The sequence below is a fragment of the Streptomyces sp. NPDC043812 genome (assembly GCF_056436245.1).
In genome coordinates this window covers 100,846-114,463 of record NZ_JBWKCY010000007.1, presented here as the reverse complement: position 1 = coordinate 114,463, position 13,618 = coordinate 100,846, and the positions used below count along the sequence as shown (strand labels likewise).

Below are 13,618 nucleotides of genomic sequence, written 5' to 3'. Positions count from 1 at the left end.
CGGGAGTCGTCACGAGGGCCGGATGTGGGGTGCGACGGTGCGCCGGGCGAGCGTGAAGTAGACGAGGCCCGAGACGAGTGAGCCGAGCAGGGTCAGGTCTGCCCCGCCGAGCGGGGCCACCAGTGGACCTGTCCACAGCTCGGAGTCGCAGGTGAGCGCGGCGAAGGCCATTCCGGCGAGCAGAGCGGCCATGCCGGCGGGGTGGTGGCCGGAGCGGTACCAGTAGCCGCCGTCCCGTCCGGCGTGCAGGGCCGGCGCGTCGTAGCGGCACCGGCGCATCAGCATGTCGGTGAGGAAGACTCCGCCCCACGGTGCGAACACGATGATCAGCAGGGAGAGGAACGACAGCAGCGAGGTGGTGAAGTCCGTCAGGAACAGCGCGCAGAGCGATCCCGCCGCAGTGACGGCCGCGCTGATCACGATGGCCTTGGAGCGGTTCCATGGGACGCCGAGCACCTGGAGGTTCAGGCTCGACGAGTAGAGCGTGATGATCGAGTTGGTGACCGAGCCGCCGAGGACGAGGGCGAGGAAGACCGGCTGGAACCAGCCCGGCAGCAGCTGCTCCGCCCCCGCGACGGCGTCGGTCATGTCGGTCTGTGTCGCCGCGGCCACGCCCGCCACGCCCAGGGCGACCGACGAGAGGAAGCCGCCCAGCGCGCCGTACCAGGTGAGCGAACGCATCGAGGTCGTCCTCGGGAGGTAGCGCGTGTAGTCGGCGGGCATCGGGACGTAGCTGAACGGCCCGGCCAGCATCACGACGAACGCCAGGCTCCAGCCGGACGCGCCGGGGGCGGCGGCCGCGCCGCCCGTGTCGGCGCCCGGCAGCAGGAACGCGAGGAGCGCGGCGAACCCGACGGCGAGGACGTACGCGATCCAGCGTTCGGCGAACTGGACGGTGGCATGGCCCCACAGTGCGACGGCAAAGGTCAGGGCCAGTGTGACGAGCAGCGCGAGGGCCCGTCCGCTGTCGCCCGACAACCATCCCAGGTCGGCGAAGAAGGCTTCGAGGGCGAGCGTGCCGACGACCGTGTTGACGATGGTGTAGCCGATGCTGACCACCCAGTTGAGCATCCCGGCGGGCCAGTTTCCGCGCGTTCCGAAGGGGGCGCGGGAGATCACCAGGGTGGCGGTGCCGGTGCGGACGCCACCGAGTCCGGCGGCGCTGATGGCGAAGAACGACAGGCCGCCGAGGACCACGACGCCGGTCGCCTGCCAGAAGGACAGGCCGAAGGCCACGGCCAGGGCACCGTTGATGACGTAGGTGAAGGTGAGGTTGGAGCCGAACCAGAGCCAGAACAGATCCTTCGCGCTGCCATGGCGTTCCTCGTCGGGGATGGGGTCGATGCCGTGCGTCTCGACCTGGAAGACACGGTCCGCTGCGGCCGTCCCGCCGGGTGCCCCCGCGGTCGTCTCCTGTTGAGTCATGCGACCCGCCCCTCATCGATGTGCGTGCGTGCCCGTGCCTGTTCCGGGAACCCTGATACTTTGAATGCCGTTCTAGAAGTTAGAACGGCATTCAAGATGCGCCTCGGCGGCGCGGCCGTCAAGACCCCGGCGGAAATCGGGCCGCTAAGGTCGTCACCAGGCACGTGGAGGAGGAGACGCGGCGTGACAGCGACGGCTCGGAGGCGGGACGGGCACCTCGCCCGGGAACGGATGCTGGAGGAGGCGATGGCAGCCATCGCCGAGGACGGCCTGGCCACGCTGACGATGTCGGCCCTCGCCAAGCGCCTCGGCACCAGCGGCGGCCACATCCTCTACTACTTCGGCAGCAAGGACCTGCTGCTCCTGGAGGCGCTGCGCTGGAGCGAGAGCACGCTCGCCGACGAGCGCCGCGCGCTGCTCGCCCGCCGGGTCACCGCCGAACGCAAACTCGGCCTGTTCCTCGAGCTGTACCTCCCCCGCGGGCCACGCGATCCGCGCTGGACGCTGTGGATCGAACTGTGGGCGCGTACGGCATCGAACGAGCCGCTGCGCGAGGCGCAGGCGGAGATCGACCAGGGCTGGCAGGAGGACCTCGCGTCGCTCCTCGCCAAGGGAGTGCGGCAGGGCCGCTTCGCCGACGGCCTCGACCCGACGGCACGGGCGTCCGAACTCCTGGCCCTGCTCGACGGGTTGAGCATCCGCGTCGTGCTCGGCCAGCGCGGCGCGGACCGCGCCGGTGCGCTGGGCATGGCACGGTCCGCGGCCGCCCGGCTGGTGGAGCGCGGGTGAGCCGACTCTGTCCGACGACGGACGGTTACAGCAGCACTGGCGTGAGGTCGGGGCCCTCTCCGTCGCCGTAGGCGTCCTCGTCGAACGGGTACAGCGGGCGCTCGACGTGGTGGTGACCGAGCCGCAGGAGGTCCTGGTCCACCCCACCGGGCGTGAGCGCGAGGAGCCAGTCGGCGGCCATGTCGTGGAGCTCGGGCTCCAGGTAACCGATCTTGACGACCACAAGGTCGAAGGTGCGGGGATCGATACCGAGGCCGGTACCGGCCGGTCCCATGAAGTCGGCGAGCGTGTGGAACGGTTTGCGGCGGTCCACGAGGATCACGGTGAGGCCGCCGGTGGTCACTGCGGCCATGTCCGCACCCCGGTCATAGGCCCCTCCCTCCGCCCGGTCCCGGCGGTCCTCGGCGCGCTGCAACGCAGTGACGGTGCCGGTGAGTTCGCAGGGGCCGCCGTGGTTCGCGTCCACCTTGCCGCCGACGGAGAGGCTCACTTCGGCGCCCACCCCGGCCTCGAAGCAGTGGGCAACGGCGACCGGGTCGGTGATGCCCGGATGGACGGCGGTGACCCGGCCCTCGCGTATCGCGTCGGCCTTCAGCAGCAGGCTCAGCATGAAGGCGAGGTCACCGGCACCGCCCGCGGTCGGGTTGTCGCCACAGTCGCTGATGAAGAAGGGCCGCTCGGGCGAGGCCACGGCCCGTTCGATGCAGTCCTCGGCACTTCCTGTCGGGCCGACGAAGGCAAAGTCACGGCGGGCGTCCCAGTAGCGGCGGGCAAGCTTTCCGGCCTCGTCGGCGGCGAGTGCCGCGTCGTCGCCGATGACGACGACGGCGGCCCGGCAGCGTGGTTCGTCGGCCCAGGCGTAGCCGACCCACATCGCGGCGTCGAGGATGCCCGGCAGTTGCTCGATCTCCGCGAGGGAGGCGTACAGGGACCTGGCCGGCTCCAGACGGGTGCTGGTCTTCTCACCGGGCAGGAGTACGGGGACCGGGACCCAGGCGCGGTGCGGGCGTCTGCCGTCGCGCAGACAGCGCACGAGATTGCGTGCGGCACGCTCGCGGGTGTCCCAGGCGTCCTCGTGCGGGGCGAGGCGATGGGCCGTGAGAAGGTCGACGGGTTCGGCGAAGCGACGGGACACATTGCCGTGCAGATCCATGGCGGCCGAGATCATGGGCCTGCCCCCGTCGGGGGTTCCCACGTGGTCGAGAGCCGCCCGGACTGCCTCCGTCAGGTCGGCCTCGGCGTCAGTGAGGCCGAAGACGCTCATGGCGCCGTGGATGTCGTACACGAGGCCGTCGAGCGGGCCGGCCTCCCGTAAGCGGGTGACGAGCTCCTCCTTGAGAACGAGGTACGACTCGGCCTCCACCGGGCCGCCGGGCAGCGCGGACGCGTGAAGCAGGGGCACCCAGTCGACCCGCTCGGCGATGCCGGATCCGGGCCGGGTCCAGGTGTAGCGGTCGAGGAGCTCCTGTCCGCGGGCCAGGCGGAAGTCGTCGACGGTCGAGCGGTGCGGGCAGAAGGTGGAGCACTCGATCCCAATGCCGCCGATTCCGATGCGCAGGCGGCGGGACAGGGGGGTGACGGTCATGCGGACGCTCGCTTTCCTGGCGTGCCGTTGAGGTCGAGGCGTGGCGGAGCACGTCACTTCGAGGGCGGGAGGGTCACGACGCCGATGTTGAAGGTGTGGCTCCCCAGGCCGTTGGCGATGCCGGTGAAGAGCAGGGCGAAATGCTCCTGCCCACGGGCGCTGGTGATGCCGCCGATGTCCAGCTGGGAGGACCGGGGCCAGCCGAGGTCGTCGAGCAGCCGGGCCGTGGTCTCCTTGGCGGCCCTGCTGTCGCCGGACAGGAAGACGGTACCGGGGCCGCCGTCCAGGCCACCCGGATCCGTCATCACGGAGGCGTCCATGGTGCACAGTGTCTTGACGACGGAGATGTCGGGGAACGCCGCCTGGATCTGCTCGCCCAGACTGCTGTTGGGGTGGGAGAGCTCCGTGAAGTCGTCGGAGAGGCCGACGCCGATGTCGACGAGCGTCTTCCCCGCCAGCGCCGGGGCGTCGATCGCGTGCAGCACCTCCAGGGACACGGTGCCCGGGGTCGCGTTGACCACCACCTCCCCATGTGCTGCCGCGTCGCCGAGTGCTGCGACGGCGAAGCCCGTACCTGCTCGGTCCTTCGGCTGTCGCGACCCGAGCACGACGTCGTGCCCCGCGGTGCTCCAGCCGGCTGCCAGTGCTCGGGCGACGTTGCCCGTACCAAGAATTCCTATACGCATGGTGCGACGCTAACCGCGTCCGCCCCGGGACGGATCCGGCTGAGGACGGAGCCGGGACCACCACCAATGACGTAGGTCGTCGAACGCTCCCGCCGAAGCAGCACGGGGTCTCGGCGTGCCTCCCGAACTCCGTCTGCCTCATACGGCGCAGACAGAAGGTTCGGACGATGTCGAACCGGCTGACGATCCTTCAGGACCTGCGGACGCCGGTCCGCCATGGCACCTCCCGATCAAGCGGAAGGGCCGAGCTGTTCGCGCACCCATTCAGGATCGGGGTTGACATGCGGCCGGCCCGCCACGACGACTGTCGGCACGGTCTCATTGCCCTCGTTGGCCGCCCTCACCGCAGCCGCTCCAGCCGGGTCACGCCAGATGTCGACCCAATGCAACCGGCGGGCGCTACGGCCCAACCGGATGCGCAGTCGCAGGCAGTACGTGCAGCCCGACCGCCAGAAGACCACCGGCCGGCCGTCGACCGCGCTGCGGCGTTGCGCCTCCAGCGCACCGATCGACCTCGGGAACATCAGCGGCGAGTTCACACCTGCGAGCAGCACGAACACCAGAAGGAGTGCTGCGGCTGCGCCGGGGTTCCCTCTGAAGATCAGCCCCGTCGTAACGACTGAGCCGCCGAGGACGAACAGCATCGGCAGAATCCACGCGCGCGTCATGAGGACGCAGGCTATCGATGAGTCGAAATACTCCTCGCACCAGGCCGCTCACCTCGGCGTTCGCCGGACGCCGGAGCGGCCTGTGTCTGATCATGCGCTCCGACCAAGGATGCACCTGACCACGAGGAAGGCCGTGAGGGTGCGTCTGCTGCCTGCTGCTGTTCGGGGGCGTTCGCGGTGGCGTCACCCTTCCAGGACGACGAGGTGGGCGCTGAGCCCGCCACCGGCCACGGCGGCCACGAGGTCACCCTGTGCGACACCGTCCTCCGCGTCCGCAAGCGTCCGTGACCTCACCTCGGCGGAGGCCTCAGGCCGGCGCGGCCGGCCGGTCGAGGCGCGCGCGGTGCTCCGGGCCGAGCCGGAGCTGTGCCGCGGCGAGATTCTCCTCCAGGTGGTCGATCCGGGCGGTGCCCGGGATCGGGAGGACGACCGGCGAGTGGTCGAGGAGCCAGGCGAGCGCGACCTGCGCGGGGGTGGCGTCGAGCTCGGCAGCCACAGCGGCGATCTCGGCCCTCACGCCCGACGCCGCTCCGGCGACAGGCCGCCACGGAAGGAACGCGATCCCCGCCGCCTCGCAGGCCGCGAGCACCGGCTCGTGCTCCCGGTCGACCAGGCTGTACCGGTTCTGCACGCTCGCGACGTCGATGATCGCCCGTGCCTCGTCGAGTTCGGTGACAGTGATCTCGGACAGCCCGATCCGGCCGACCTTGCCGGCCACCTGGAGATCCCGCAGCGCACCGAGTTGGTCGGCGAGAGACACCTCCGGGTCGATGCGGTGCAGCTGAAGCAGCTCGAGCCGATCGACGCGGAGTCGGCGCAGGGCGTGTTCGACCTGATCACGCAGGACGTCGGGCCGCCCGTCGAGCCGCCACTCGCCCGCAGGGCCCGTGCGCGCGACGCCGACCTTGGTCGTGACGAGCAGCCCGTCCGGATACGGGTACAGGGCCTCGGCGAGGAGCTCCTCATTGGCACCACCGCCGTACAGGTGGGCGGTGTCGATCAAGGTGACGCCGAGGTCGACGGCCCTCCGTGCGACGGCGAGCGAGGCCTCGCGGGCGGGCCCCGGTTCGGTCGGCAGCTGCATGGCTCCGAACCCGAGCCGCCCCACGCGCAGGTCCCCACCGATGGGGAACGTGTCCGATGTCTTCAGTGTCTCCGCCTCCTCGCTCAAGGGCCCACGCTAACAGGGCAGTTGGCCTCATTCGGCGGCTTGTCACGCCGTTCCGGGCGGCGCGGCGCGCGCCGGCGCTCACCTGGGGCGATCTCGCCGACACCGGCCTGGGCGCCGCCGGGGACCGACCGCCGGCCAGGGGCTCGGGGGACGGCGGTTTTGGCCCCGGGCGCAGGGGCAGGTGAATCACAGAGCTTTCAGGAAAGGAAACCGACATGAGTGCCGGAGAGAAGGCCAAGGCCAAGGGCGAGCAGGTTGTCGGAAAGGCCGTGCGGAAGGCGGCCCACGCCCTCGGCAACGAGACCGTCGCCGCGAAGGGTGCTGCGCTGGAGGCCCGGGGCAAGGCGCGTGACACCAAGGAGAAGGCGAAGGGCGCTTTCGGGCATTGACGCGCCCGACGTCCGAATGAGCAGCGCCTGCGGGGCGCTGCAGGAGCGGGACCGTCCGGGTCTGCCCGGCCCGGACGGTCCCGCTTCGACGTGGACGGCCGCGAGTCCGGAGCCTGACACGTGACGGTTGAGCCGCCCCAGTACGTATCAGGAAACCCCGGAAGTGATTCGTTCCGGCATGATGAGCCAGGCGCCGAGCACAGAGGCAGCAACACCCACGACGCCCCGGAGCCGATGCGCCACGCTCCGGGCCGACGCGCGGAACACTGCCCGCTCGGGAGCCGGAGCCCGTCCACGAGCCGGTCACGGTCCGACCGTCTCCTGTCCACGGCGGCCAGGACCCGTTCGCATCCAGCCGCCGACAGCACCCCGCGAAAGGAACAATCCGTGATCGTCGTCGCCGGTGAGGCTCTTATCGACCTGGTGCCGCAGCCCGGCGGTGACCTGCCGACGCCGCTGCTGCCCGCGCGCGGCGGCGGCCCGTACAACACCGCCATCGCGCTCGGGCGTCTCGGTGCGAAGGTCTCGTTCTGTTCGCGGATCTCCACCGACGCCTTCGGCGAGTCGCTGATCGAGGGGCTGCGCGAGGAGAGCGTCGACGTCTCGCTCGTGCAGCGCGGTCCGGAGCCCACCACGCTCGCCGTCGCGTCGATCGGCACAGGCGGCTCGGCGGCGTACAGCTTCTACGTCGAGGGCACTGCCGACCGGCTGTTCGGGGTGCCGGGCGAACTGCCCGCCGCCACCCGGGCGCTGTCGCTCGGCACTTGCTCGCTGGTCCTCGAACCGGGAGCCGGCGCGTACGAGGAGCTGATGCGACGGGAGGCCGGTCGCGGTGTCTTCGTCACGCTCGACCCCAACATCCGGGCCGGGCTGATCCCGGACGCGGACGTCTACCGGGAACGGTTCAGGAGCTGGCTCCCCCATGTCTCGCTGCTCAAGCTCAGCGAGGAGGACGCGCAGTGGCTCGGACACGATGTGGAGGGCTGGGTGAAGGCGGGGCCGGCGGCAGTCGTCGTCACGCGTGGCGGCGACGGGCTCACGGTCTTCACGCGGGGCGGGAAGGAGTTCTCCGTGCCGGGCCAGCGGATCGAGGTCGTGGACACGATCGGCGCCGGTGACACGGTGAACGCGGCGCTGCTGCACGCCCTCGCCGAACGGGACCTGCTGTCTCCGGACGCACTCCAGGGGCTGCCGCGCCGGGAGTGGAACGAGGTGCTCGGCTTCGCCGCCCGGGCCGCGGCGCTGACCTGCTCGAAGGCGGGGGCGGAGCCTCCGTACGCAGCGGAACTGTAGGAGCGGAACGCCGAGGGCTCCTGCGCGCCGGACGCCCGGAAAGCGGCGGCTCAGGCCGGGCTGTGGCGGTCAGGTCAGGCCGGGCTGTGGCGGTCAGGTCCGGCCGTCACTGCCGCGAGCGGGCGGGGGCGGCGCGATGGCCTGGGCGTCGAGGCGGGCGGCGGCGCTCTCGATCAGCATGTCGAGCGCCGCCGGGTAGGCGCTGATGTTCATCTCCGCGACGAGGTAGGGCGCGGAGAGGGCGATCCGCGGGTGGGTGTCCGCGGGCAGTTTCGCGTAGGTCGCCTGCCACACGGCTTCGTCCGCGCGGCGGGCCGCTTCCGGTAGCGCGAGGGACGCCGCGTCGAGCGCGGCGAAGGCAAGTGCCTGGTCGATGAAGCAGTGGTAGATACGGACGGCGGGGGCCACCGGGAAGCCGGCCCGGTACAGGACGTCCAGGATCGTCTCGTCCGAGGCGATCTCATGGGCACGCCCCGACACCCGGGACGCCGTCAGCACGGCCGCCTGCGGGTGGGCGAGGTACGCGCGGTGGATCCGCAGCCCGAGTTCCCGCAGGTCGCCCTGCCAGTCGTCGGTCGACGTCCAGCCCTGCAACGCCCGGCCGACGAGTTCGTCGCCGATCGCGAGGGTGAGCTCGTCCATGCCGCGGAAGTAGCGGTACAGGGAGCTGGGGTCGGCACCGAGAGCCAGCCCCAGCCGCCGCACCGTGAGTCCTTCGCCTCCGTGCTCGCGCAGCATGCGCAGCGCGGTCAGCACGATCAGCCGTTCGGAGAGCACAGCCCCCTGCTTGGTCGGCCGACGCCGTCTCCGGTCGCCTTCGGCAACCACTTTCTTGGGCATCACTCCGCCCTCCCGCCTCGTCCGGGGGACCTTATGCCAACAGCATTGACCATGACAACGGGCACTGCGTTTGATCGGCAGTGCCCGGGGCGAACGTCCCGGAACTGAGCGAAAGGACGTGTCATGCGCATCCTGCTGATCGGTGCGGGTGGTGTGGGAACGGCCATCACCCGCATCGCCGCCCGCCGGGACTTCTTCGAGAAGATGGTCGTCGCCGACTACGACCGGGCGAGGGCCGATGCGGCCGTGGCCGCGCTGTCCACGGCCGGGGCGGAGCAGCGGTTCACCGCCGCCCGGGTCGATGCCTCCGACGAGGGCGCGGTCGCGGCTCTGCTGGCGAGCGAGCGCTGTGACGTCCTGCTCAACGCGACGGATCCCCGGTTCGTGATGCCGCTGTTCCGCGCCGCTCTCGCCGCGGGGGCCCACTACCTCGACATGGCGATGTCCCTGTCCCGCCCGCATCCCGAGCTGCCGTACGAGAAGACCGGGGTGAAGCTCGGGGACGAGCAGTTCGAGCTGGCCGGGGAGTGGGAGAAGTCGGGCCGGCTGGCACTGGTCGGCATGGGTGTCGAGCCCGGTCTCTCCGACGTCTTCGCCCGCTACGCGGCCGATGAACTCTTCGACACCATCGAGGAGATCGGAGTTCGCGACGGCGCCGACCTCACGGTGGACGGGTACGACTTCGCTCCGTCCTTCAACATCTGGACGACGATCGAGGAGTGTCTGAATCCGCCGGTGGTGTACGAGTCGGGCCGCGGCTGGTTCACCACTCCCCCGTTCAGCGAGCCCGAGGTCTTCGACTTCCCGGGCGGTATCGGTCCGGTGGAGTGCGTCAACGTCGAGCACGAGGAGGTGCTGCTGATCCCTCGCTGGGTGGGTGCCGAGCGGGTCACCTTCAAGTACGGGCTGGGTGCGGACTTCATCAACGTGCTGCGCGTCCTGCACCAGATCGGCCTGGACCGCACCGAGCCGGTCACCGTCACGGCCAAGGACGGACAGCGGGTCGAGGTCTCGCCCCGGGACGTAGTGGCGGCGTGCCTCCCGGACCCGGCGGCGCTCGGCGACCGGATGCATGGCAGCACGTGTGCGGGCACGTGGGTGAAGGGGAGCCGCGACGGGCAGCCGCGTGAGGTCTACCTCCACCATGTCGTGGACAACGCGTGGTCGATGAAGGAGTACGGCAGCCAGGCCGTTGTCTGGCAGACGGCGATCAACCCCGTCGTCGCCCTGGAGCTCGTGGCGAACGGCATCTGGTCGGGCGCCGGGGTTCTCGGTCCGGAGTCCTTCCCACCGCGGCCGTTCCTCGACCTCCTGACCGAGTACGGATCGCCGTGGGGGCTGAGCGAGCAGTAGGCCCCGGCGGACCAGGTCGTGGCGGCAGCCGTACGGCGCGCGGTCCCGGCGCGGGTCGTGACCCGCGCCGGGAGGGCCGGATGCCGCTGCGGGGACTACGGCTTCTCCTGGGCGTGAAGCGCGCTCACCTCCTCGGCGGTGAGCGCCTTGTCGTAGGCGTGCACCTGGTCGATCGCGCCGTGCCAGAAGTCGCCGTTGCGACCGTCCCACTTGGCGCGTCCGACGGACAGCGGACCGGTGCTGACGTCGATCGGGCCGGCCGCGGCGGTCGCCGCCGGTTCCCCGTCGAGGTACAGGGTGATGTCGTTGCTCGAGGCGTCGCGCACGCCGACGAGGTGGTACCAGCGGCCCGGTTCGGGCCGGGTCTCCACGCGGGCGCGGTGGCCGCCAGGCAGGCTGAAGGCGAACGCGCCCTGTCCGTACTGGAGGTAGAACGGGTTCTCGGTGCGCCGGCCGTCCTGGCTGACGGCGGTCGCATAGTTTCCGGGAAGCGAGTCGAGCGTGACCCAGGCGGAGACCGAGTAGCTCTTGGTCGTGTCGAGCACCGGGCCCTCGGTCTGGGCGTACTGGCCATGGCCGTCGAACCTCAGCGCGCTGCCGCTGACGCCGGGGGCCCAGGTCGTGCCCTCGGTGAGGTGCAGCGGCTTGTCGTTGGGGCCGTCGTCCTTCGCGGTCGCCCCCTTGCCCTCGTCGAGGGCCCAGGAACCGCCGCCGTTCACCTCGTCCCGGTCGCCCGCGGCGGCGCCGGCCGCGATGACCTTGCGGTTGATCTCACGCACCCGGACCGGGTCGATCTTGATCTCCCGGCGGTCGTACGTGTAGAGGCCGTTGAGTTCGTTCTCCAGGTCGGAGATCTGGGTGTACACCGATCCGGAGAGCTCGGCGCCCGCCGCCTCCAGGTAGAACTTCTCGGTGTTCTCGACGTACTTGCGGGTCAGGGCCTCCTTGTCGGCGACACCGCTGTAGATCACCGTCGGGGCGCCCGGCCACATGTGCCCGGGGGTGCGGAGAGTGAATCCGCCGTGCTCGCCGTCCATGGCGGCCCGGTGGTCGGGGAACGGCGGGTCCTCGTTGTTGTAGTCGTGGTGGTCGAGGATGTCGCCCTTGCCCGAGTCGCCCTTGGAATTGCAGCAGTTGACGCCGCTGTGGGCGTTGACGACACGGGACGGGTCGGCGGCCTTGACGGCCTCGGCGATGCGGCCGCTCTCCTCGCGGTCCCACTCGCCCCAGCCCTCGTTGAACACGATCCAGCCGATGACCGAGGGCGAGTTGTGATGCTGGCGCATCATCTCCCGGCCCTGGTCGACGAACGCCTTGCGGCCCGTTTCGTTGGTGAGGTTCCCGGAGACGAAGTCCTGCCAGACCAGCAGGCCGAGCCGGTCGGCGTGGTAGAACCAGCGCGGCGACTCCACCTTGATGTGCTTGCGCACGGCGTTGAACCCGAGCTTCTTGTGCGCCTCGAGGTCGAAGGCGAGCGCCGCGTCGCTGGGCTGGGTGTAGAGGCCGTCGGGCCAGAAGCCCTGGTCGAGCGTGGCGAGTGAGAAGACTGGCTTTCCGTTGAGCACCAGCTTGGGGAAGCCGCCGATCTTCTCGATCCCGATCTTCCGCATGCCGAAGTAGGAGTCGATCCTGTCGGTCGACCTGCCGTCGGTGAGCGTGACGTCGAGGTCGTAGAGGTAGGGGTCGTCCGGGGTCCACAGGTGCTGCCGGGCCACGGGCAGGCGCAGCGCCGTGCCCGCCGGTCCGGTGATCCGGCCGACGACCTTGCCGCGGGCGTCGCGGGCGACCGCTTCGACGCGCGCCTTCGGGGAGGCGTCGTGGGACTCGACGGTGACGGCCAGGGTGCTGGTGTCGATGTCCGGGGTGGTGACGACGGTGTCGATGGAGGTGGCGGCGACGGGTTCCATCCACACGGTCTGCCAGATGCCGGACGACTGGGTGTAGAAGATGCCGCCAGGGCGGGTGGACTGCTTGCCCGTCGGCTGGTCGACGCCGCCGGTGTCGGTGACCGCGACCACGATCTCCTGTGGTCCCTTGCCCTTGAGCGCGTCGGTGACGTCGGCGCTGAACGCGTTGTATCCGCCGACGTGTTCGGCGACCTTCCGCCCGTTGACCCAGACCCGGGCCCGGTAGTCGACGGCGCCGAAGTTGAGCTTCAGCCGGTTGCCCTTGCCGACCTTCCAGCCGCCGGGCACGTTCACGAGTTTCCGGTAGAACATGTGGTCCTCGTGCCGCTCGATCCCGGAGAGTTGCGACTCGACCGGGAAGGGCACGACGAGCCGCTCGTCGAGGTCCTTGCCGAACACCGGTTCCTCGCCCTCGTCGGCACCGGTGAACTGCCAGGGCCCGTTGAGGTTCCTCCACTTGTCGCGCACCTGCTGCGGGCGGGGGTACTCCGGCAGCGGGTTCGTCGTGTCGAGCTTGTCGCCCCACGCAGTGGTGAGGCGGTGCGTGGAGGCGTTCCGCGCCGACCGCATGATCTGCGGGACGCTTTCGGTGCCGACCCTGAGACCGCCCTCACCGTCGTAGGCGACACGGACCTGCTGGTTCTTCTGGATCGGTGCCGTCAGGCCGACGATCAGGGAGTGGGGGTCGTCGGAGGCGACGGCGACCGAACGGACCGGCATCGCCGTCGTGTCGGCCTCGATCTCCAGATGGTCCTTGACCGCTCCGATGCCGCTGACCTCGTCCTCGAACGTCGCCTGCAGACGCCGTCCGTCCTCGGCCACGGACAGGGAGACGGGGTAGACCTCGAAGTCGGAGGGCGGGGTGAACGCCGACTCCGACACGAGCTGCTTCGGCATCGTGGTGCTCGACCAGCGAAGGAACATGTTCGCGCCGCCCGTGTCCTGGAACATCTCCAGCCGGAAGTCGTGCGGTTCACCCGCGGACAGCGTCACGGGCTCACTGTTCTGCTCCCTGTCCCAGTCGGGCACCCAGTGGTCGATGACCGGCTTGCCGTCGATGAACAGCCGGAAGCCGTTGTCGCCGATGCCGTGGAAGGTGTATTCGCCGGTGGCCGGTGCCTCGATCCGGCCGGTCCAGCGCGCCGTGGTGTGCTCCTCGCGCCCGTTCATCGACGCGAAACTGGTGGTCAGGCCAGGAAAGTTGATCTGCGGGTCGAGCGATACGCCGCCGAGGTCGGCGAAGTCGCGGGCGCCCGGCGCGGACATGCTGAAGTACTCGCCCTTCAGCCCGTGCACCTGGGCGGAGGGATTCTCGTCCGCGAACGTGGCTACGCGGGCGGTCGGTTCGGCGGCCGAGGCGGTGGGCGCCAGGCCGTTCGTCGGCAGCGTCAGCGCTGCGGCGGCGAGCAGCGCCCACAGGCCGAGCCGTGGGCGGGTGTGCTGTCGTGTCATCGAATTCTTCCTCGCGCAGAGGGATCGGAGCGGCCCGGTGAGGGGCGAACGCGGCTGACG

Annotated in this window: 11 protein-coding genes; 4 read left to right on the top strand and 7 right to left on the bottom strand. The window is 70.5% G+C overall.

All coding sequences use genetic code 11. The features are described 5' to 3' along the window. Window positions 1-9: 9 nt before the first annotated feature. On the bottom strand, window positions 10-1,425 hold the full coding sequence (locus AC067Z_RS12970) for a purine-cytosine permease family protein (RefSeq protein WP_478789537.1): 1,416 nt from the start codon (window positions 1,423-1,425) through the stop codon (window positions 10-12). 183 nt (window positions 1,426-1,608) lie between these two features. Between AC067Z_RS12970 and AC067Z_RS12965 the strand changes: the two genes are divergently transcribed. After that, window positions 1,609-2,214, top strand: a complete 606-nt coding sequence (locus AC067Z_RS12965) for a TetR/AcrR family transcriptional regulator (RefSeq protein WP_478789536.1) — start codon at window positions 1,609-1,611, stop codon at window positions 2,212-2,214. Window positions 2,215-2,239: 25 nt separating this feature from the next. Here AC067Z_RS12965 and AC067Z_RS12960 read toward each other — a convergent pair whose 3' ends face one another. The 4 genes from AC067Z_RS12960 to AC067Z_RS12945 form a co-directional block, all read right to left on the bottom strand. Next, on the bottom strand, window positions 2,240-3,799 hold the full coding sequence (locus AC067Z_RS12960) for a M81 family metallopeptidase (RefSeq protein ID WP_478789535.1): 1,560 nt from the start codon (window positions 3,797-3,799) through the stop codon (window positions 2,240-2,242). A gap of 53 nt (window positions 3,800-3,852) precedes the next feature. Beyond that, entirely contained in the window at window positions 3,853-4,485 is a 633-nt protein-coding gene (locus tag AC067Z_RS12955; protein ID WP_478789534.1) for an NADPH-dependent F420 reductase, read from the bottom strand. 230 nt (window positions 4,486-4,715) lie between these two features. Next, on the bottom strand, window positions 4,716-5,153 hold the full coding sequence (locus AC067Z_RS12950) for a glutaredoxin domain-containing protein (RefSeq protein WP_478789533.1): 438 nt from the start codon (window positions 5,151-5,153) through the stop codon (window positions 4,716-4,718). Between the two features lie 307 nt (window positions 5,154-5,460). Continuing rightward, a complete protein-coding gene (locus tag AC067Z_RS12945; RefSeq protein WP_478789532.1) occupies window positions 5,461-6,324 on the bottom strand; it encodes an aldo/keto reductase in 864 nt (287 codons plus the stop codon). 215 nt (window positions 6,325-6,539) lie between these two features. Here AC067Z_RS12945 and AC067Z_RS12940 point away from each other — a divergent pair, with 215 nt between their 5' ends. Continuing rightward, window positions 6,540-6,713: a hypothetical protein gene (locus AC067Z_RS12940; RefSeq protein WP_478789531.1), complete on the top strand. Its 174-nt coding sequence runs from the start codon at window positions 6,540-6,542 to the stop codon at window positions 6,711-6,713. A gap of 387 nt (window positions 6,714-7,100) precedes the next feature. Further along, entirely contained in the window at window positions 7,101-8,006 is a 906-nt protein-coding gene (locus AC067Z_RS12935; protein ID WP_478789530.1) for a carbohydrate kinase family protein, read from the top strand. Between the two features lie 93 nt (window positions 8,007-8,099). Here the strand turns inward: AC067Z_RS12935 and AC067Z_RS12930 are convergent, their stop codons facing one another. Further along, on the bottom strand, window positions 8,100-8,846 hold the full coding sequence (locus AC067Z_RS12930) for a TetR/AcrR family transcriptional regulator (RefSeq protein ID WP_478789529.1): 747 nt from the start codon (window positions 8,844-8,846) through the stop codon (window positions 8,100-8,102). Between the two features lie 123 nt (window positions 8,847-8,969). Here AC067Z_RS12930 and AC067Z_RS12925 point away from each other — a divergent pair, with 123 nt between their 5' ends. Continuing rightward, the gene (locus tag AC067Z_RS12925) at window positions 8,970-10,199 is read left to right on the top strand and encodes a saccharopine dehydrogenase family protein (RefSeq protein ID WP_478789528.1); all 1,230 of its coding nucleotides are present in this window, start codon (window positions 8,970-8,972) and stop codon (window positions 10,197-10,199) included. A gap of 95 nt (window positions 10,200-10,294) precedes the next feature. Here AC067Z_RS12925 and AC067Z_RS12920 read toward each other — a convergent pair whose 3' ends face one another. Beyond that, complete coding sequence (locus tag AC067Z_RS12920; protein ID WP_478789527.1) at window positions 10,295-13,558, bottom strand: LamG-like jellyroll fold domain-containing protein; 3,264 nt, start codon at window positions 13,556-13,558, stop codon at window positions 10,295-10,297. Window positions 13,559-13,618 lie beyond the last annotated feature (60 nt).